The following is an 18,828-nucleotide window of genomic DNA, read 5'->3' on the forward strand; positions in this document are numbered from 1 at the left end:
AAATCCAAAAAGAAAAAGCTGCCAGCGCCTGTCAATCAAGCGCTGGCAGCTGTTTTTTCAGGATCAACACATCACATCTCCAGCTCGACCGCTTCCTGCGACAGATCCCAGCCCAGCACAAAGACTTCGTAATGATTTTGCCCGCTGTCATCGCTCCAGACCTCCGGGCCGAACTCGCTCATATTGCCGTTCAGACTCTGTCCTTCAAGCAGCGCGCTGGAATCGGTCTGCTCGGCCAGCACAAAGCGGCCGTTGTCGGTGCGCAAGGCAACCCGCCCGGAAGACTGCTTGAAGGCGACGACGGTGGCTTGTTCTGACATAAGGACTCCTGCGCCATTGCTGGCTGTTGTGGATTACAGCCAAGTCTAATCAGACCTGGGCAAAGCGAAAGTCCTGCTATTTCGGCCTGTGTGTTCCACCCGTAGGACGATCTCCGTTAGGCTTGCGATGTCTCCCCAATCAAGCCCCACAAACCATGCTTTTCATTCTGTTCAAACTTCTGCACCTTCTGGCCATCATCATCTGGGTAGGCGGCATGTTCTTCGCACATTTCTTTCTGCGTCCTGCCGTCCAGGGACTGCAGCCACCCGAGCGCGTGACGCTGATGCATGGCGTGCTGCAGCGCTTTTTTGCCTGGGTCCTCGTGCTGGTGGTCGTCGTGCTGGCGACCGGCATCGGCATGATAGGCAGCATTCACGCCATGGCCGCCCAGGCCGGCGGCCAGTTCAATATGCCGGTCAACTGGATTGTGATGAGCATTCTGGGCCTGGTGATGATGGCCGTGTTCGGTCATATCCGCTTTGCGCTGTTCAAGCGCCTGGATGCGGCCGTGCAGCTCAAGGACTGGCCTGCAGGCGGCAAGGCGCTGGAGAGCATCCGCAAATGGGTCTCCTTCAATCTGGCCCTGGGCCTGGTGATCGTGGTCGTGCTGCGCGTGCCGCTCTGAGCCTGAAGCAGCCTTCAGCAAGCCCGGTCTTCATGGCCGGGCTTTTTTTTATGACTCCGACAAGGCTCTGGCGCATACCAACAATGCGCAAACTGCTTTTGTTTTCATAGCAACAAAAACAGAGACTGTGCAGGCAGGTCCGGCTCCATTCAAAACCTTGCTGACATTTTTTTGCAACTGCACAATAATTGCCGACTCAATCATTGACCAAGCAAATATTGGTGGCGCCATTGCAAAACCAGACCGACCCCATCATCGACCCGCAGGACGAATCCAGCTTCTTCTATCAGGCAGGGGTCTACGCGCCGGACAAAAGCATTGGCTTTCTCATGCGGCGCGTGCTCAGCTCCATCCTGCAGCTGGCCGACGCCCAGCTGGCCGAGCAAGGACTGACCTATGTGCAATGGCTGCCGCTGTACAAGCTGCTGATCTGCGCCGACACCAATAGCAGCACGCTGGCCAAGGACCTGGGCATGGACCCGGCTTCGGTGACGCGCGCGCTGGACCGCATCGAGGCCAAGGGGCTGCTGCGCCGCGAGCGCTCCACCACCGACCGACGCGTGGTGCACCTGGTGCTCACCGAGGAGGGACGCAGCGTCGCCACCCAGGTGCCCAAGGTTCTGACCAAGGTGCTCAACGGCCATTTGCGCGGCTTCAGCCACAGCGAATGCACGCTGATGCTGTCCATGCTGCAGCGCATGCTGGTCAACGGCGATGCGCTGCGAGAGGCCCTGACCCAGGAGCCAGGCAAGCCCCCCATCCAAACGAACGAGGCAGGCCGCGACCCCGGGGACTAGGCTGGCCTGCTGCCTACTTTTTTCACCGCCCTATTTCAATAAAAACCACTGGCACTTTTCCATGACATCTAGACCTTCACGCAAACCCGCCACCGAGTGCGCCGCCGGCCGTTCGCTGCTGGCAACCGCAGCACTGGCCGCCGTGCTCGCGCTGGCAGGCTGTGCCTCGCAAGGGCCGGCGCACCAGCCGCTGGCACGACTGGGCTCGGCCGATGTCGGCCTGAACGACTCCGCCAGCCTCAGCGCTGCGGACGCCACGGCACTCGCCTCCTCCCAATGGTGGACAGGTCTGGGCGATGCCCAGCTCAATCAGCTCATCGATCAGGCCCTGGCCGGCAGCCCCAGCCTGGCCGCCAGCAACGCCCGCTTTGAAAAAGCCGCAGCCCTGGCCACGGCCAGCAGCACGGCCAGCGATGTGCGCGGAACGCTGAGTGCCGACGCCACACGCCAGCGCTACACGGCCAACGGCATGATTCCCGCCCCCATCGCGGGCAATATCTACAACAGCGGCAATCTGCAGGCCGGTCTGTCCTGGTCGCCCGACTTCTTCGGCAAGCATGGCGCGGACCTGCAGGCCGCGCTGGGCCAGGCGCGCGCCGCCAAGGCCGACAGCGCTGCTGCCGCCAACCAGCTGGCCGCACAGGTGGCACGCAGCTATATCGCCCTGGCCAGGCTGATTGCCCAGAAGGAAGTGGCAGAGCGCACGCTGGGCCAGCGCCAGTCATTGCTGAGTCTGAGCGAGCAGCGCACCCGAGCGGGCCTGGACAGCCAGGTGGAGCTGACCCAGGCCCAGGCCGGCATGCCCGATGCCCAAACCCAGATCGAGATGCTTGGCGAGCAGATCACGCTGGCGCGCCGCACGATTGCCGTGCTCTGCGCCCAGGCGCCCGATGCGCAAAATGCGCTCTCGCCCAGACTGTCGGTGCTGCGCATCCAGCCCGTGCCACAGGCACTGGGCGCGGATCTGCTGGGCCGCCGCCCCGATGTGGTTGCCGCGCGCTGGCGCGTGGAAGCGGCCACGCAAGGCATTGAATCCGCCAGGGCCGACTTCTACCCCGATGTGAATCTGACCGCCTTTGTGGGCCTGAACGCGCTGGGTCTGGACAAGCTGCTGCAGGGCAGCTCGCGCCAGATGGGCATCACGCCTGCGCTGCGCCTGCCTATCTTCGACGGCAAGCGCCTGCGCGCCCAGTTGCGCGGCAAACAGGCCGATCTCGACACCGCCATCGCCCAGTACAACGGCGCCGTGCTCGATGCCGTCAAACAGGCGGGCGACGCCATTGCCTCCGTGCAATCGCTGCAGCGCCAGCAGCAGCTGCAAACCGAGTCGCTGTCCAAGGCCGAGCGGGCCTATGACTTTGCCGTGCAGCGCTATCAGGCCGGCCTGGGCAGCCAGATCACCGTGCTCAACACCGAAACCCAGCTCATCAACCAGCGCCGTCTGGCCGTGGACCTGCAGGCGCGCGAGCTCGACACCCGTGTGGCCCTGGCCGCAGCCCTGGGTGGCGGCTGGAGCGACGACACCCCGGCTGTTGCCCTGCAATAAACATCGGGCTCAACAAAATCAATAGCTGCTATCGCTCTCCTGCCATTGAATTCAAGGCAAAAACACACTCAATTCTTTTATTGACAAGCGCTAGCAGCTCCTCTTTTTCAATAGCGCAAAACCGCTTCACAGATAACAAAGCGCCAACATCATGACCGACACCAAGCCTACTCAGAACGCTCCCCAAGCTCCTGCGGCAGCTACGCCCAGCGCCAACCCTGCGGGCCGCCGCAAGGGCCTGACCATCGTGGCGGCCGCTGTCGCCGTGGCCGCCATCGCCTGGGGCGGCTGGCACTGGATGGTGGCCCGCAACTACCAGACCACGGACAACGCCTATGTGGCCGGCAACGTGGTGCAGATCACGCCCCAGGTCGGCGGCACCGTGATCAGCATCGGTGCCGACGATACCGACTATGTCCGGGCCGGCCAGTTGCTGGTGCAGCTGGACCCTGCCGACTATCTGGTGCAGCTGGCCCAGGCCGAGTCGCAGCTGGCCCAGACTGCGCGCCAGACCCGCACCCTGTATGCCAACAACGCCCCGCTGGCCGCCCAGGTGGCCCAGCGTGAAGCCGATCTGCTGCGCCTCAAGGCCGATGCCGCCAAGGCCAACGACGATGTGGCGCGCCGCCGCCCGCTCACGGCCACCGGTGCCGTGGGCAAGGAAGAGTTTGACCATGCCAAGGCCCTGGCCACGGCTGCCAGCAACGCCGTGGCGGCCGCAGAAGCCGCCGTGCGTGCTGCCAAGGCCCAGCTGACGGCCGCCGAAGCCCAGACCAAGGGCACGACGGCCGAGGACTTCCCGGCCGTCATGGCGGCCGCAGCCAAGGTGCGCGAGGCCTATCTGGCCCTGCAGCGCACGCGGCTGATCGCGCCCGTGGACGGCTTTGTGGCCAAGCGCGGCGTGCAACTGGGCCAGCGCGTGGCCGCCGGCTCGCCGTTGCTGACCGTGGTCGATCTGCACAAGCTCTGGGTGGATGCCAACTTCAAGGAAAGCCAGCTGGCCGATCTGCGCATGGGCCAGAAGGTGGAGCTGACCGCCGACGTCTACGGCGACAAGACCACGTACGAAGGCAAGGTCGTGGGCCTGGGTGCGGGCACGGGTGCGGCGTTTGCGCTGCTGCCCGCGCAGAACGCCACCGGCAACTGGATCAAGGTGGTGCAGCGCGTTCCCGTGCGCATCAGCCTGGAGCCCGAAGCGCTCAAGCAGCACCCGCTGCGTGTAGGCCTGTCCATGGACGTGAAGGTCGATATCCGCGACAAGGACGGCCAGGCCCTGGCCAGCACGCCGCGCAGCGAGCCCGTGGCCCAGACCACCGTCTATGACGGCAGCCTGGCCCAGGCCGAGCAGCGCATCCAGCACATCATCGCGGGCGACAAGCTGCCTGCGCTGACCCAGCTGGCCTATCTGCCCGCCCCGGCCCCGGCCGTGCCCGCCCAACCCGCTGCCCAGCCTGCGCAGTAAGACGCGGAATCAGCCATGACTTCCTCGACTTCTGCCAATCCCGGAGCGGGCGCCTCGCCACCGGCTCCGGCGGCCCGCCCCATGCCGCCAGCCATAGCCCCGCTCAAGGGCGCGCAGCTCGCCCTGGGCACGCTGGCACTATCGCTGGCCACCTTCATGAACGTGCTGGACTCGTCCATCGCCAACGTGGCCATTCCGGCTATCTCCGGCGATGTGGGCGTCAGCCCCAGCCAGGGCACCTGGGTCATCACCAGCTTCGGCGTGGCCAATGCCATCTCCGTGCCGCTGACGGGCTGGCTCACCCAGCGCTTTGGCGCCGTGCGCCTGTTCACCATGAGCGTGCTGCTGTTCGTACTGACCTCCTGGCTCTGCGGCTTTGCCTCCTCGCTGGAGATGCTGGTACTGTTCCGCGTGCTGCAAGGCGCCGTGGCCGGCCCCATGATTCCGCTGTCGCAGACCCTGCTGCTGTCCAGCTATCCGCCCGCCAAGGCCGGTGTGGCGCTTTCACTCTGGGGCGTGACGACCCTGGTCGCGCCCGTGGTGGGACCGCTGCTGGGCGGCTGGATCACGGACAATATTTCCTGGCCCTGGATCTTCTACATCAACGTGCCCGTGGGCCTGCTCTCGGCCCTGATGACCTGGAGCATCTACCGCCACCGCGAAACGCCCACGCGCAAGCTGCCTATCGACACCGTGGGCCTGTCCCTGCTCGTGCTCTGGGTGGCGGCGCTGCAGCTGATGCTGGACAAGGGCAAGGAACTCGACTGGTTCGCCTCCAATGAAATCATCGCCTTTGCGGTGATCGCTGTCGTGGCTTTTGCCGTGTTCGTGGTCTGGGAGCTGACCGACGCCCATCCCGTCGTCGATCTGCGCCTGTTCAAGAGGCGCAACTTTGCGGCCGGCTCGATCGCGCTGTCCATCGCCTATGGTCTGTTCTTCGGCAATGTGGTGCTGCTGCCGCTGTGGCTGCAGCAATGGATGGGCTACACCTCCACCTCCGCCGGCCTGGCCCTGGCGCCGGTGGGCCTGCTGGCCATCCTGCTCACGCCCATGGTGGGCCGCAAGGTCGGTGTCTGGGATCCGCGCAAAATGGCCACGATTGCCTTCATCGTGTTTGCCATGGTGCTGTGGATGCGCTCGAAGTTCACCGTGGAGACCGACTTCGCCCACATCCTGATTCCCACGCTGATCCAGGGCGGCGCCATGGCCTTCTTCTTCATTCCGCTGACCACCATCACGCTGAGCGGACTGACGCCGGATCGCATTCCTGCCGCCGCAGGTCTGTCCAACTTCGTGCGGATCACGGCCGGCGCCATGGGCACCTCGATTGCCACCACGCTCTGGGAAAGCCGGGCTTCCATGCACCATGCGCATCTGACCGAACTGCTGGTGCAGGGCCAGGGCACGTTTGCCAGCACGGTCAGAATCCTGCAGGCCGCAGGCATGAGTGCCGAGCAGGCCTATGCCCAGATCAACCGGCTGATCGATCAGCAGGCCTTCACGCGGGCCGCCGACGACATCTTTCTGGCGTCGTCCTTTCTGTTCCTGAGCCTGATCGTGCTGATCTGGTTCACCAAGCGCCCGGCCTCTGCCGCAGGAGCCTCCGACGCGGCCGCCGGCGCACACTGATTAACTTCAGAATAAATTGGCTGATAACGCTTGAATCACAAGCGTTATCAGCTATTTTTTTGATAGCTCCTAAGCGCCATCAGCCTGCTTGTCCAGGCGCCGCAAAAACACCTGCAACTCCTTGACGACCTGGGCATCGCCCTTGGCCTGGGCGCAGCTCAGCCCTTGCTGCCAGGCGGCTCGCGCCGCCTGCGCATCGCCCAGCGCCAGCTCCACCTTGCCCAGCTGCTTCCAGGCAACGGAGTATTCGGCATCCAGTGCCGTGGCCTTGCGCAGATGCTCGCGCGCCACGGCCATCTGCTCGTCGTCGGCATAGGCCTTGCCCAGGGTATAGCGCAGCAGCGCACCGTCCTTGCCGGCCGCCAGCATGCTCTCCAAATTGTGAACCATGGGATTCATGTGTATTTGCTCCTCGGACAGCGAGTGTCGCATCCGCCCCGAGAAAGCAGCTGAATGGCCGTGCCTGTGTTACGGCCTCTTGCAAGCCGGCTCTTGCAGCGCTGCAAACCATCCCAAACTGCGGCCAATGTCTTACTAAGGCGCCCGATCTTGTTTCGCAAACCAAGTCTCTCCACCTCCATCACCAACTACGAGGACTCGCCCCAGTATTCGGGCGGGCGTTTTCGCAACACGCATCCGCGTCCGGCCAACAGCCCCAAGCCCGATGCCGGGACGCTATGGAAGTTCTTCTTCAACAAACCGGCCGATTCCCAGCCGGGCCAGGCGCTGCCCGTTTTGCCGCTGAGCACGACCGAGTTGAACCTCGCGCCCGAACGCAGCCTGTATCGCCTGGGCCATTCGACACTGCTGATAAAGCTGCGCGGCGGCTGGTGGCTGACGGACCCGGTGTTTTCCGAGCGCGCCTCGCCGCTATCGTTTGCCGGCCCCAAGCGCTTTCATGCCCCGCCGATCACCCTGGACAAGTTGCCTGCCTTGCGCGGAGTGCTGCTCTCTCATGACCACTACGACCATCTGGACCGCGCCACCATTCGCGTGCTCGCGCCCAAGGCGGGCATTTTTCTCTGCCCCTTGGGAGTGGGAGACAGACTGGTGGCCTGGGGCGTGCCGACCGACAAGATCGTGCAGCATGACTGGTGGCAGGGCAGCGAGGTCGACGGCCTGCGTTTCACTGCCACGCCGGCCCAGCATTTCTCGGGGCGCAGCCTGCGCGACGGCAACCGTACGCTCTGGGCTTCCTGGACCATAGAAGACCGCCAGGCCGGCAGGCCGCTGCGCGTCTTCTTCAGCGGCGATGGCGGCTACTTCGACGGTTTTGCCGAAATCGGCAGGCACTTCGGCCCTTTCAATGTCACGTTGATGGAGACCGGCGCCTATGACGCCCACTGGCCCTATGTCCATATGCATCCGGCACAGACCGTGCAGGCACACCGGGATCTCGGCGGCCAGTGGCTGCTGCCCATACACAACGGCACTTTCAACCTCGCCATGCATGCCTGGTGGGACCCCTTCGAGCAGATCCTGAGCCTGGGCAGGCAGCACGGCATAGAGATCGCCACGCCCATGATGGGCGAGCGCCTGGACCTGAACGCTCCGCATGCGGGCTCGGCCTGGTGGCGCGCCTGCGCCGAGGCCGACAGCAAGGGACTGGATCTGCGCCCCGCGCAACCCTGAAGGTACGGCCCGCATGGCCGACAATGTCCTCATGGACATTTCGCGCACCTCACACCTTGCCGCCGCCTGCGCCGCGTCTCTGACCGCCTTGCTGCTCGGAGCCTGCTCCCACCTCTCCGATGGCAGCCAGCCCAAGCAGCCGCCGAGTGCCGGCATCCCGAGCACAGTTTCCGGGCAGCCTGGGCCGACGCCGGCTCCGCCACTGGACACGCAGCACAGGCGGCCACAGAGCATGGAATGGCCTGCCTGGATCAAGGCAGACTGCACACCCCCCGCCCAGCTCGATCGGCAACCGCAGCCACGCCGCCACACCACGCCTTTCATCAGCGCCCACTGGTTTCCGAACGGGCTGGAGACCACGGTGGTCTTCCGCCTGGAAGTCACGGCCCAGGGCGAACTCGGCCGTGTGGCCTACCAGCCCGCCGATACCGATCCCCGCATCGTGAAGTCCATCATGCGCTCGCTCGAACGCTGGAAGTTCAAGCCCGGCATGCGCCAGGGCCAGTCCGTGACGTCCTGCTTCGAGCAGCCCTACCAACTGGTGTTTCCGCGCCAGGAGATCGATGTTCCTCGTACGCCCGCCATGAACACAGAACCGCAGTGAGACCGCAAGCTCAATTCCAGCGATCTGTGCTCGAAAACCCCAGAGTCCATCCGATTCGGTGGTGCAAGCCCCTTGCCCACCGCTAGAATCGCCAAGGTCAGGAGAGAGTGCCTGCAGCTTGAAGCTGCCTCGCACCGCCGAAGGCGCAGACCCCCAACCCGGTGTCAAAACGCTCAGGCAAAAGGACTGACAAGCGCTGCAAGGTGTGCAAACCTGCAGCGTCCCTTGCTGGAGAGAGATGCAGGCCGTCATTTCGTATGTGCGCCGGCATCCACCGAAGGAGCAAACTGCCCGATGCAATGCGTGCAGTGAATCTCTCAGGTAAAGCGGACAGCAGGGCAAGCCCGCCACGCATGGCCCCGCCATGCATGGCCACTCATTTTGGTTTGACCACCGGAGCGCTTGCCTGTGACTGCTGCTGACACCTCTTCCGATCTGCGTTCCACACCGCTGTTTGCACTGCACCAGAAACTGGGTGCCCGCATGGTGCCGTTTGCCGGCTACGCCATGCCCGTGCAATACCCTCAAGGCCTGATGGCCGAGCATCTGCACACGCGCAAGGCCGCCGGCCTGTTCGATGTCTCGCACATGGGCCAGTTGCTGTTGCGCGGCCCCGATGCCGCCGCCGCGCTCGAATCGCTGATGCCCGTCGATATCATGGACCTGGGCCTGCACAAGCAGCGCTACGGCCTGCTGCTCGATGAACAAGGCGGAATTCTCGACGACCTGATGTTCGTCAACCGCGGCGATGATCTGTTCCTCATCGTCAACGGTGCCTGCAAAGAGGCCGATATCGCTCATATCCAGAACCGCATCGGTAGCCACTGCGAGGTCGTCCCACTGCCCGATCGCGCCCTGCTGGCCCTGCAAGGCCCGCAAGCCGTCACTGCCCTCTCGCGTCTGATTCCCGGTGTGACGCAACTGGTCTTCATGACCGGCAATTACTTCGACTGGCAAGGCCATGCGCTCTACATCACGCGCAGCGGCTATACGGGCGAGGACGGCTTTGAAATCTCCCTGCCCGGCGAAGCTGCCGAAGCCTTTGCCGAAGCTCTGCTGGCACAGCCCGAGGTAGCCCCCATCGGTCTGGGCGCGCGCAACTCGCTGCGCCTAGAAGCCGGACTTTGCCTGTACGGCAACGACATAGACACCAGCACCACCCCGGTGGAAGCTGCGCTGAACTGGGCCATGCAGAAAGTACGCCGCACCGGCGGCGAGCGCGAAGGCGGTTTTCCCGGTGCGGCCATCGTGCTGGAGCAATTGCAGAACCCTCAGTCTCTGCGCCGCAAGCGCGTGGGCCTGATCGCGCTGGAACGCATTCCCGTGCGCGAGCCCGCCGTGCTGGAAAACATGGACGGACAGCATATCGGCCACATCACCAGCGGCCTGCTCAGCCCCACGCTCAACCAGCCCGTGGCACTGGCCTATGTCGAGCCCGACTATGCCGCCATCGATACGGAAATCTTCGCCATGGTGCGCGGCAAGCCCGTGCCCATGAAGGTGGTCGCCACGCCCTTCGTCCCCACCCGCTACTACCGCGGCTAGGTCTGCCGCCGCGCATGAGACGGGCCAGTTTGCCAAACAGCTGCCAGAACACCGCTAAAGTGCGAACTGGACCTTTCTCAAACAACACCCGATTCCCCTGAATCCCCCATCTGGAGCTTTCCATGAGCATCAAGTATTCCAAAGAACACGAATGGATCAACGCCGCTGACACCAATGCCGCCATCGTCGGCATCACCGTACACGCACAGGATGCGCTGGGCGATGTGGTGTTTGTGGACCTGCCTGCCGTGGGCTCCACCTTCAAGGCCGGCGACGTGGCTGGCGTGGTCGAATCCGTCAAGGCCGCTGCCGATGTCTACATGCCCGTGACCGGCGAGATCGTCGAAGTCAACGAAGCCCTGCGCGATGACCCGTCGCTCGCCAACAGCGACCCACTGGCCGCAGGCTGGTTTTTCAAGGTCAAGATGAGCAATGTGGGCGAGCTCGAAGCTCTGATGGAAGAGACCGCCTACAACGACTTCGCCAAGGACAACTAAGCGTATCAACGGCCCTCGCATTGCGAAGGCCGTTTTTGCATGCAGCCATGAGCACCATTCTGTATTTTGACGATCCGGACGTCGGTCTCGCCCGCGAGACCAGCCACCCGACCTTTGCGCGCATCGCAGCCCAGGACTTCTATTACGACGGCGGTGACGACTTCAGCCCCTTCGGCAGCGATGATGGCAGCGACACACTGGCCGCTCTTCAAGAGTGGTACCAGGAGCAAACAGGCGGCAACGCCAAGGCCCTGCGCTTTTTGCAGCAGCAACTGAGCAACTGGGATCTGCCCGTGCCCGAGGGCATGCTCGCTCATGACGATGCGGCCAAGGCCCAGTGGCTGGCCAGCGATGACATGAACCAGATCTATCTGCGCTCGGTCTGCCGTGCACACGTGGCCACCGCCTTTGGTCAGCTCAAGATCACAGGCAGCATCGATGCCGATCTGCAACAGCAAGCCCTGCTTGCCCTGGCCTGCCAGCAATGGCTGAACACCATGGCACGCAGCAAATATCCCGATTGGGAATATGCAGACCAGGAAAGCGAACGCCTGGCTCTGATGAATACCGCGCTGGAACAAGCCAGCGCTGCTTGAAGCACCGGCCGCATGCCTTCAGGCATACGGCATTCACGCATGCCTGGCATGCAAACCGTCAGTCACAGTATTTGAGAATAGGTCCCTCCCATGCTGATGTCGCCTCCCGCCCCCGTCGCTTCCCTGGAAGCGCTGGAAAACAGCCACGAATTCATCCCCCGTCATATAGGCCCGGACGCCGATGAGCAGCAAAAAATGCTGGCCGCCATCGGCAAGCCCTCGCTGGATGCCTTGATTCGCGATGTGATGCCCGACTCCATCGCACGCGCCAGGCCCATGGATCTTCCGGCGCCGATTACCGAAGCCGCTGCGCTGGCCGAACTCAAGGCCATCGCCAGCAAGAATCAGGTTCTGAAGAGCTTTATCGGCCAGGGCTACTACGGCACGCACACGCCGGGCGTCATCTTGCGCAACATCCTCGAGAATCCAGCCTGGTATACGGCCTATACCCCCTACCAGGCCGAAATCTCGCAAGGCCGCATGGAGGCGCTGGTCAACTTCCAGACCATGGTGACCGACCTGACCGGCATGCCGATTGCCAATGCTTCCATGCTGGACGAGGCCACGGCAGCCGCCGAGGCCATGACGCTGGCCAGGCGCTCTGTCAAATCCAAAAGCCATCGCATCGTGCTGGCCGGCGATCTGCACCCGCAGACGATTGAAGTCATCGAGACCCGCGCCCGGCCGATCGGCATCGAAGTGGTAATCGCCAACAGCCAGCAAGAGTGGGAGGCCGCGCTGGCAGGCGATCTGTTTGCTGCCGTCATCCAGTACCCCGCGTCCAGCGGCTGGATCGTGAACTGGAAGGCCGATGTGCAAGCCATTCACGCCAAGCAGGCCGCCGCCATCGTGGCCACCGACCTGCTGGCTCTGACCCTGCTGACACCGCCCGGCGAATGGGATGCCGATATTGTCGTGGGCAACAGCCAGCGCTTCGGCATGCCCATGGGCGCGGGCGGTCCGCACGCGGCCTTCATGGCCTGTCGCGACGAATACAAGCGCAGCCTGCCCGGCCGTCTGGTGGGTGTCAGCGTCGATGCGCATGGCAAGCCCGCCTACCGCCTCGCTCTGCAGACACGCGAACAGCATATCCGCCGCGAGAAAGCGACATCCAATATCTGTACGGCCCAGGTCCTGCCGGCCGTGATTGCCAGCATGTATGCCGTCTACCACGGCCCCCAGGGGTTGAGGCGCATCGCCCAGCGTGTGGCACGCTTCACAGCGATTCTGAGCCGTGGCCTGGCCCAGTTGGGCTTTGGCGCCCACCACCACGACACAGCCTTCGACACCGTGAGCCTGCACACCCGGGAGGCCACCGACGCCCTGGCGGCTCGCGCCGTATCCAAGGGCGTCAATCTGCGCAAGGCCTGGGATGAATATCTCTGCATCAGCCTGGACGAAACCACGACCCGGACCGATGTCGAGCTGATCTGGAGCATCTTTGCCCAGGAGGGCCAGGCCCTGCCCACCATCGAGGCCATGGACGAAGGCCCGACCTCGCTGATCCCCGAATCCCTGCAGCGCAGCACGGCCTATCTGACCCACCCGGTCTTCAACACCCACCACTCCGAAACCGCCATGCTGCGCTATATACGCAGCCTCAGCGACAAGGACCTGGCGCTGGACCGCAGCATGATCCCGCTGGGCAGTTGCACCATGAAGCTCAATGCCACCAGCGAGATGATTCCCATCACCTGGCCAGAGTTCGCCGACATCCACCCGTTTGCGCCCGCCAACCAGCTGCAAGGCTATGCCGAGCTGGATCAGCAGCTGCGCGACTGGCTGTGCCAGGCCACGGGCTACGCGGGCATCAGCCTGCAGCCCAATGCAGGCAGCCAGGGCGAATACGCCGGTCTGCTGGCCATCAAGGCCTTCCATGAATCACGCGGCGAGGCGCACCGCAATATCTGCCTGATTCCCAGCAGCGCCCACGGAACCAACCCGGCCAGCGCGCAAATGGTGGGCCTGCAGGTCGTGGTCACCAAGTGCGATGACAACGGCAACGTGGACATGGCGGATCTGAAGCTGGCCTGCGAGAAGCACAGCGCCAATCTGGCCTGCATCATGATCACCTACCCCAGCACGCACGGCGTGTTCGAGACCGAGGTCAAGGAGCTGTGCCAACTGGTGCACAGCCATGGCGGCCGCGTCTATGTGGACGGCGCCAATATGAACGCCCTGGTAGGTCTTGCGGCACCCGGCGAGTTCGGCGGCGATGTCAGCCATCTGAACTTGCACAAGACCTTCTGCATTCCTCACGGCGGCGGCGGCCCCGGCGTCGGCCCCGTGTGCGTGGTCGAGGATCTGGTGCCCTTTCTGCCGGGGCATGCCACCGCAGGCGACGTCCGCCAGGTGGGAGCTGTCAGCGCAGCGCCTTTGGGCAATGCAGCCGTTCTTCCGATCAGCTGGATGTATATCCGCATGATGGGAGAGCCGGGCCTGAAGCTGGCGACCGAGACCGCCATCCTCAACGCCAACTACATCAGCGCACGCCTCAAGGAACACTTCCCCACGCTGTACGCGGGCGAGTATGGTCACGTGGCCCATGAGTGCATCGTGGATCTGCGCCACTTCAAGGACAGCTGCGGCGTGATGGCCGAGGACGTGGCCAAGCGCCTGATCGACTACGGCTTCCACGCACCGACGCTGTCCTTTCCCGTGCCCAACACGCTGATGGTGGAGCCGACCGAGAGTGAAAGCCTGTCTGAGCTGGACCGCTTCATCGAAGCCATGATCGCCATCCGTGCCGAGATTGCCGAAGTGGAGGCCGGCAGACTGCCCAGGGACGACAACCCGCTCAAGAACGCACCCCATACGGCAGAGGCCTTGCTGGCCGCAGACTGGCAGCATGGCTACAGCCGCGAAACCGCCGCCTATCCCGTGCCTGCCCTGCGCCGCGCCAAGTATTGGAGCCCCGTGGGCCGCGTGGACAACGTCTATGGTGACCGCAATCTGTTTTGCAGCTGCGTACCCATGGACGCTTACGAAGACTGATAGCCAGGGTCTCCCCCAAGCCAGTGCGCTCCGCCGCACTGGCTTTTTTATGCTCAATCAATGTCGAACACCAGCCCGCCCGTTGCTGTTCGCCCGCAGTGAATGTATTCACGACATCAATGCAATCGGCGTTGCTGCCGCCAAACCGAGCATCGAGTTGCCTGAATACCGGTTGACTGCCCGCCTTTTTAAAGAGCAGGTGCAGGGACCGGCTTACACTGCCGAGGTCTTCTGCCTGTCTCATGAGCTCCTCTGAACCCACTCCCCCTCCCTTGCTGCCTGTCATTGATGGCGGCCTGCCTCTGCATGCCCTGCTGGCCCCCGGTGCTGCGCCGCTGGGCCTGAGCGCCAACACCCAGCCATTGGTGCCGGAGGATGAAGACCCGCTGCAGGCCCTGGTGGCGGAGTTGCGCAACTACCAGCACGAGCTGGAGCTGCAAAACGAGGTACTCAATTACAGCCAGGCCGTGGCCGAGAGCGCATCGGAGCGGTTTGAAACGCTGTTTGCAAGCATTCCGCTGCCGCTGCTGGTGGTTGATGAATACGATATGGTGGTCCAGGCCAATGCCATGGCTCACCGCGCATTTCAGCCCACCGAAAAAGACCGGCTGCTGATCAACTTCAAGCCCTTTGTGCATGTCAACGACGCAGAGCGCGTGACTACGGCCTTCGAGCAGGCCAAGGCGATGGGACGCGCCGAGGTACACGAGGTTCTGTTCCAGATCACCGAAGAATTCGAACTCTGCGGCGACCTGCATGTGGCCGGCGTGGTCGTGCCCCAGCAAAACGGTCCGGCCACCTGGCAGTATTTGTGCGCCGTTGTCAACCAGGGCCCGCTGCTTGCCGAGCGCAAGGCGCTGCAAGAGCGCAACCAGCAGCTTTATGCCAGCGAGAGGCGACTGGAGTCGGTCATCAACTCCGCGCTGGACGCCATCATCTGCGTCGATCAGCATCAGCGCATCACTGTCTTCAACCCCACGGCGGCAGCCCTGTTTCTGTGCTCGCCTCAGGATGCCCTGGGCAGCCCGCTGGAGCGCTTTTTACCCGATGCCGCTCGGGCACTGGCTTTTTCCTCGCTGACCACACAGGCCGTGCTAGGCGAGATGACGGGGCTGACCCTGTCGGGGCGTGAGATTCCCATGGAAATCAGCGTCTCCTTCGAACACCACAGCAGCGGCGACACCACCACCATCTTTGCGCGCGACCTGACCAGCCGCAATCGCGCCGAAGCCCAGCGCAATGCGCTGGAAACCCAGCTGCGCGAATCCCACAAGATGCAGGCCGTAGGCACCATGGCCGGCGGGATTGCCCACGACTTCAACAACATCGTGGGCGCAATCCTGGGCAATGTGGAGCTGGCCAAGGCCGATAGCTGCGGCAACCCGGCTGCCATGGAAAGCCTGCGCGAGATCGAAAAAGCCGGTCGCCGCGCCCGCGATCTGGTGCGCCAGATTCTGACCTTCAGCCGCAATGACCTGCCCGAACGCCGTCCGGTTCAGGTGCAGGAAGTCATGTCCGACACGGCTCGCCTGCTGCGCGTGACTCTGCCTCCCTCCATAGAGCTGCAGGTGCAGGAGTCCAACGATCTGCCGCCGCTGCTGGCCGACCCCACTCAGGTGGAACAGGCGCTGTTCAATCTCTGCAACAACGCCATGCAGGCCATTGGCAGTCAGCGCGGCATCATCCAGATGCGGGCCATGCGCATTGCTCCCGACAGCTACCAATGCGAACGCCTGGGTCTGGCCGTGGCCGAATACCTGGTCTTCATGGTGCAGGACTCCGGCCCAGGCATGGACGTCGCGACTCAGCGACGCATCTTCGAGCCTTTTTTCACCACCAAACCGGTCGGCCAGGGCACAGGCCTGGGCCTCTCGGTCGTACATGGCGTGATGCGCACCCATGGCGGCGCTGTCGATGTGCACAGCGAACTGGGCCAGGGCAGTTGCTTCACGCTGTACTTTCCTCTCAGCGACCCAACTTCCAGCCACTCTGCGCTGCCGCCCATGCGCATGGACAAGCCCGAAGCCCCGCTGCCCGAACCTGTCCTGGCCACGCGCGCCAGCCATGTCATGTATGTGGATGACGATCAGGCTCTGGTCTTCCTGTTTCAGCGCCTGCTGCGCCGTCGCGGCTATGAAGTCTCGGGCTTTACCGATCCCCATGAGGCCATGGCCGCCCTGCATGAGGAGCCACAGCGTTTTGACCTCATAGTCACCGACTACAACATGCCCGGTTTCAGCGGACTGGACCTGCTCAGACAGGCTCTGCAGATCAGCCCTCAACTGCCGGTTGCACTGGCCTCCGGCTATGTGACGGCCGAAATCGAGCAGGCTGCGATTGCAGCCGGAGCCAGAGCCTTGATCCACAAGCCCAACGATGTGCAGGAGTTCTGTGCCACTGTGCATGAACTGCTCAACCCCTGAAGCAATCGATAGCTGTTTGAATGAGTGCGTTGAACTGTGTGTATGAAGACGAGCACCTGCTGGTGCTCGACAAGCCCTCGGGCCTGCTGTGCGTGCCCGGTCGCGGCCCCGACAAGCAAGACTGCCTGAGCCTGCGTGCCCTCCGGCATTTCGGCGATGCACTGGTCGTGCACCGGCTCGATCAGGCCACATCGGGTCTGGTCGTCATGGCTCGCAATCCGGCCGTCCAACGCCAGCTCAGCCAGGCCTTTGCCGAACGCAAGGTCGACAAGCGCTATATCGCCGTAGTGGCCGGCGAGTTGCAGGCGCACAGCGAAGCAGCGAATGACAGGGGCTGGCAACTGATAGACCTGCCGATTGCGGCCGACTGGGAGCGTCGGCCGCTGCGTGTCATCAACCACGAAACCGGCAAAAGCAGCCAAACGCTGTGGCAGGTGATCGAGCACACCGTCCAACCAGGAATACCCTGCACCCGGGTTTTGCTGAGCCCGCTGACGGGGCGCACCCATCAATTGCGCCTGCATATGGCGGCCATAGGCCATCCCATGCTGGGCGATGCGCTATATGCCAGCGAAGCCGTGGCCTGCGCCAGCCCACGCCTGTTGCTACATGCGGCAGCACTGGAGCTGGTGCACCCGGTCACCGGCGGACTGCTGCAGCTAAAAAGCGATCCACTTTTTTAATCCCCCTCAAATCGGCAGCAGCCGTCAAGCTCTCAAAGTTGCCACGCCGCAACAAAAAACCCTTCAGAACTGCGCTGGGGCAGGACAGAAATCCGCACAAAAAGACCGCTGATGCAGATACTTGCCTACAGTTCAGGCATGGACTGTGCGTATACATCACAAATGCAGGCTGCGCCATAGCCCTTGCGTACTAGCTGCTATGCACGACATAGCAAAAACCGAAAGCCTGCACCAGCCCCTGCATACCCTGTTGCCTTCGTTGACCACTCGATTAATCTGAGCTTCTTTGCGCGAACTGCTATGGCAGCAATCGCGCTTTTCGAACATCTCTCGAGATTAAGGAAGTCCTCATGAGCATTCCGTTCCGCATGCAAACCGTTGTTGCCGCCCTGGGCCTGGCTGGTGCCGCCCTGGTCTCCACCGCGCATGCCCAAATCAAGATCGCCCTGGTCATCCCCACCACCGGTGCGCTGACCCAGTACGGCGACATGGTCAAGGAAGGCGCCACCACCGCCGTTGAAATGGCCAATGCCGCTGGCGGTGTCAATGGCAAGAAGATCGAGCTGGTACCCGTGGACGATGCCTGCGAACCCAAGCAAGGCCCCGTCGCTGCCAACCGCGTGGTCAACAACAAGATCGGCTATGTGGTCGGCCCCGTCTGCTCGGGTGCCTCGATTGCCGCAGCGCCCATCTACAACAACGAAGGCGTGGTGGTCGTCACTCCTTCTGCCACCTCGCCCGCTCTGACCGACGGCAAGAACTACCACTTCATCTTCCGCACCATTGGCCGTGACGACCAGCAGGGCCCGGCGGCCGCCAAGTTCATTGCCGAGAAGCTCAAGCCCAAAAAGGTTGCCGTGCTGCACGACAAGCAGTCTTACGGCCAGGGCATTGCCTCTTCCGTACGTGACGACCTGAAGAAGGCCAAGATCGACGTGGCACTGTTTGAGGGCATCAACGCAGGAGACAGCGACTACTCCGCCGTCATCACCAAGCTCAAGGGCGCAGGCGTGGACTTTGTCTATTACGGCGGCTACCACCCCGAAATGGGTCTGCTGCTGCGTCAGGCTGCCGAGCAAGGTCTGAAGGTCAAGATGATGGGCCCTGAAGGCGTGGGCAACCCCGAAGTCAACGCCATTGCAGGCCCTGCCGTCGAAGGCATGCTGGTGACTCTGCCCGCCGACTTTGCCGCCAACCCCAAGAACGCCGCCGTGGTCAAGGCCTTCCAGGACAAGAAGCGCAATGCTTCGGGTGCCTTCCAGCTGACTTCGTTTGCCGCAACTCAATCGCTGCTGGCCGCCATCAAGGCCGCTGGCGACAACCCCGCCAAGGTGGCGGACTGGATGCACAAATCCACCGGCGTGGACACCGTGCTGGGCCCCGTGTCCTGGAACAAGCAGGGTGACCTGAACTCCTTCGATTTCCAGGTCTTCCAGTGGCACAAGGACGGCAGCAAATCGCTCGCCAAGTAATT

At 63.2% G+C, this 18,828-nt stretch carries 17 protein-coding genes and 2 riboswitches; of the genes, 15 read left to right on the forward strand and 2 right to left on the reverse strand.

Going from position 1 to position 18,828, the window contains the following annotated elements:
- Window positions 1-71 precede the first annotated feature (71 nt).
- On the reverse strand, window positions 72-320 hold the full coding sequence (locus tag AAIL67_RS00240; RefSeq protein ID WP_224650903.1) for a hypothetical protein: 249 nt from the start codon (window positions 318-320) through the stop codon (window positions 72-74).
- A gap of 155 nt (window positions 321-475) precedes the next feature.
- Here AAIL67_RS00240 and AAIL67_RS00245 point away from each other — a divergent pair, with 155 nt between their 5' ends.
- From AAIL67_RS00245 to AAIL67_RS00265, 5 genes are all read left to right on the forward strand, one after another.
- The gene (locus tag AAIL67_RS00245) at window positions 476-946 is read left to right on the forward strand and encodes a CopD family protein (protein ID WP_039048689.1); all 471 of its coding nucleotides are present in this window, start codon (window positions 476-478) and stop codon (window positions 944-946) included.
- A 230-nt stretch (window positions 947-1,176) separates the two neighbouring features.
- A complete protein-coding gene (locus AAIL67_RS00250; RefSeq protein WP_051517731.1) occupies window positions 1,177-1,743 on the forward strand; it encodes a MarR family winged helix-turn-helix transcriptional regulator in 567 nt (188 codons plus the stop codon).
- 61 nt (window positions 1,744-1,804) lie between these two features.
- Window positions 1,805-3,289 carry an efflux transporter outer membrane subunit gene (locus AAIL67_RS00255; protein WP_343483111.1) on the forward strand — a complete coding sequence of 495 codons (1,485 nt, stop codon included), beginning with the start codon at window positions 1,805-1,807 and terminating at the stop codon, window positions 3,287-3,289.
- A gap of 151 nt (window positions 3,290-3,440) precedes the next feature.
- Window positions 3,441-4,751 carry an HlyD family efflux transporter periplasmic adaptor subunit gene (locus AAIL67_RS00260; RefSeq protein ID WP_343483112.1) on the forward strand — a complete coding sequence of 437 codons (1,311 nt, stop codon included), beginning with the start codon at window positions 3,441-3,443 and terminating at the stop codon, window positions 4,749-4,751.
- Window positions 4,752-4,766: 15 nt separating this feature from the next.
- Window positions 4,767-6,380, forward strand: a complete 1,614-nt coding sequence (locus tag AAIL67_RS00265) for a DHA2 family efflux MFS transporter permease subunit (RefSeq protein WP_343483113.1) — start codon at window positions 4,767-4,769, stop codon at window positions 6,378-6,380.
- 69 nt (window positions 6,381-6,449) lie between these two features.
- Here AAIL67_RS00265 and AAIL67_RS00270 read toward each other — a convergent pair whose 3' ends face one another.
- A complete protein-coding gene (locus AAIL67_RS00270; protein ID WP_012838243.1) occupies window positions 6,450-6,779 on the reverse strand; it encodes a hypothetical protein in 330 nt (109 codons plus the stop codon).
- A gap of 150 nt (window positions 6,780-6,929) precedes the next feature.
- Here AAIL67_RS00270 and AAIL67_RS00275 point away from each other — a divergent pair, with 150 nt between their 5' ends.
- From AAIL67_RS00275 to AAIL67_RS00320, 10 genes are all read left to right on the forward strand, one after another.
- Window positions 6,930-8,012 (forward strand): MBL fold metallo-hydrolase, encoded by a 1,083-nt coding sequence (locus AAIL67_RS00275; RefSeq protein ID WP_343483114.1) that lies wholly within the window; start codon window positions 6,930-6,932, stop codon window positions 8,010-8,012.
- A gap of 13 nt (window positions 8,013-8,025) precedes the next feature.
- Complete coding sequence (locus AAIL67_RS00280) at window positions 8,026-8,616, forward strand: hypothetical protein (protein ID WP_034405439.1); 591 nt, start codon at window positions 8,026-8,028, stop codon at window positions 8,614-8,616.
- An 88-nt stretch (window positions 8,617-8,704) separates the two neighbouring features.
- Window positions 8,705-8,815, forward strand: a riboswitch (glycine riboswitch).
- A gap of 19 nt (window positions 8,816-8,834) precedes the next feature.
- Window positions 8,835-8,960: riboswitch (glycine riboswitch) on the forward strand.
- Between the two features lie 64 nt (window positions 8,961-9,024).
- On the forward strand, window positions 9,025-10,161 hold the full coding sequence (gene gcvT / locus AAIL67_RS00285; protein ID WP_343483115.1) for a glycine cleavage system aminomethyltransferase GcvT: 1,137 nt from the start codon (window positions 9,025-9,027) through the stop codon (window positions 10,159-10,161).
- Between the two features lie 122 nt (window positions 10,162-10,283).
- The gene (gene gcvH, locus AAIL67_RS00290) at window positions 10,284-10,658 is read left to right on the forward strand and encodes a glycine cleavage system protein GcvH (protein WP_059440226.1); all 375 of its coding nucleotides are present in this window, start codon (window positions 10,284-10,286) and stop codon (window positions 10,656-10,658) included.
- A 47-nt stretch (window positions 10,659-10,705) separates the two neighbouring features.
- Window positions 10,706-11,254: a hypothetical protein gene (locus AAIL67_RS00295; protein ID WP_063661107.1), complete on the forward strand. Its 549-nt coding sequence runs from the start codon at window positions 10,706-10,708 to the stop codon at window positions 11,252-11,254.
- Window positions 11,255-11,344: 90 nt separating this feature from the next.
- On the forward strand, window positions 11,345-14,248 hold the full coding sequence (gcvP, locus tag AAIL67_RS00300; protein WP_343483116.1) for an aminomethyl-transferring glycine dehydrogenase: 2,904 nt from the start codon (window positions 11,345-11,347) through the stop codon (window positions 14,246-14,248).
- A 49-nt stretch (window positions 14,249-14,297) separates the two neighbouring features.
- On the forward strand, window positions 14,298-14,504 hold the full coding sequence (locus AAIL67_RS00305) for a hypothetical protein (protein WP_253233091.1): 207 nt from the start codon (window positions 14,298-14,300) through the stop codon (window positions 14,502-14,504).
- On the forward strand, window positions 14,491-16,671 hold the full coding sequence (locus tag AAIL67_RS00310; RefSeq protein ID WP_034405429.1) for an ATP-binding protein: 2,181 nt from the start codon (window positions 14,491-14,493) through the stop codon (window positions 16,669-16,671). The genes AAIL67_RS00305 and AAIL67_RS00310 overlap by 14 nt, the downstream gene beginning before the upstream one ends.
- Before the next feature lie 20 nt (window positions 16,672-16,691).
- Window positions 16,692-17,354 carry an RluA family pseudouridine synthase gene (locus AAIL67_RS00315; RefSeq protein ID WP_034352402.1) on the forward strand — a complete coding sequence of 221 codons (663 nt, stop codon included), beginning with the start codon at window positions 16,692-16,694 and terminating at the stop codon, window positions 17,352-17,354.
- Window positions 17,355-17,704: 350 nt separating this feature from the next.
- Window positions 17,705-18,826 (forward strand): branched-chain amino acid ABC transporter substrate-binding protein, encoded by a 1,122-nt coding sequence (locus AAIL67_RS00320; RefSeq protein WP_034352399.1) that lies wholly within the window; start codon window positions 17,705-17,707, stop codon window positions 18,824-18,826.
- The last annotated feature ends 2 nt before the right edge of the window (window positions 18,827-18,828 follow it).

Source organism: Comamonas sp. A7-5 (assembly GCF_039581385.1).
Taxonomy (GTDB): domain Bacteria; phylum Pseudomonadota; class Gammaproteobacteria; order Burkholderiales; family Burkholderiaceae_C; genus Comamonas; species Comamonas thiooxydans.

What these genes read in the sequence shown, in the direction of transcription:
- AAIL67_RS00240 (WP_224650903.1), bottom strand. Translation starts at nt 320, where the DNA reads ATGTCAGAACAAGCCACCGTCGTCGCCTTCAAGCAGTCTTCCGGGCGG.
- AAIL67_RS00245 (WP_039048689.1), top strand. Translation starts at nt 476, where the DNA reads ATGCTTTTCATTCTGTTCAAACTTCTGCACCTTCTGGCCATCATCATC.
- AAIL67_RS00255 (WP_343483111.1), top strand. Translation starts at nt 1,805, where the DNA reads ATGACATCTAGACCTTCACGCAAACCCGCCACCGAGTGCGCCGCCGGC.
- AAIL67_RS00260 (WP_343483112.1), top strand. Translation starts at nt 3,441, where the DNA reads ATGACCGACACCAAGCCTACTCAGAACGCTCCCCAAGCTCCTGCGGCA.
- AAIL67_RS00265 (WP_343483113.1), top strand. Translation starts at nt 4,767, where the DNA reads ATGACTTCCTCGACTTCTGCCAATCCCGGAGCGGGCGCCTCGCCACCG.
- AAIL67_RS00270 (WP_012838243.1), bottom strand. Translation starts at nt 6,779, where the DNA reads ATGAATCCCATGGTTCACAATTTGGAGAGCATGCTGGCGGCCGGCAAG.
- AAIL67_RS00280 (WP_034405439.1), top strand. Translation starts at nt 8,026, where the DNA reads ATGGCCGACAATGTCCTCATGGACATTTCGCGCACCTCACACCTTGCC.
- gcvH (WP_059440226.1), top strand. Translation starts at nt 10,284, where the DNA reads ATGAGCATCAAGTATTCCAAAGAACACGAATGGATCAACGCCGCTGAC.
- AAIL67_RS00295 (WP_063661107.1), top strand. Translation starts at nt 10,706, where the DNA reads ATGAGCACCATTCTGTATTTTGACGATCCGGACGTCGGTCTCGCCCGC.
- gcvP (WP_343483116.1), top strand. Translation starts at nt 11,345, where the DNA reads ATGCTGATGTCGCCTCCCGCCCCCGTCGCTTCCCTGGAAGCGCTGGAA.
- AAIL67_RS00305 (WP_253233091.1), top strand. Translation starts at nt 14,298, where the DNA reads ATGCTCAATCAATGTCGAACACCAGCCCGCCCGTTGCTGTTCGCCCGC.
- AAIL67_RS00310 (WP_034405429.1), top strand. Translation starts at nt 14,491, where the DNA reads ATGAGCTCCTCTGAACCCACTCCCCCTCCCTTGCTGCCTGTCATTGAT.
- AAIL67_RS00315 (WP_034352402.1), top strand. Translation starts at nt 16,692, where the DNA reads ATGAGTGCGTTGAACTGTGTGTATGAAGACGAGCACCTGCTGGTGCTC.
- AAIL67_RS00320 (WP_034352399.1), top strand. Translation starts at nt 17,705, where the DNA reads ATGAGCATTCCGTTCCGCATGCAAACCGTTGTTGCCGCCCTGGGCCTG.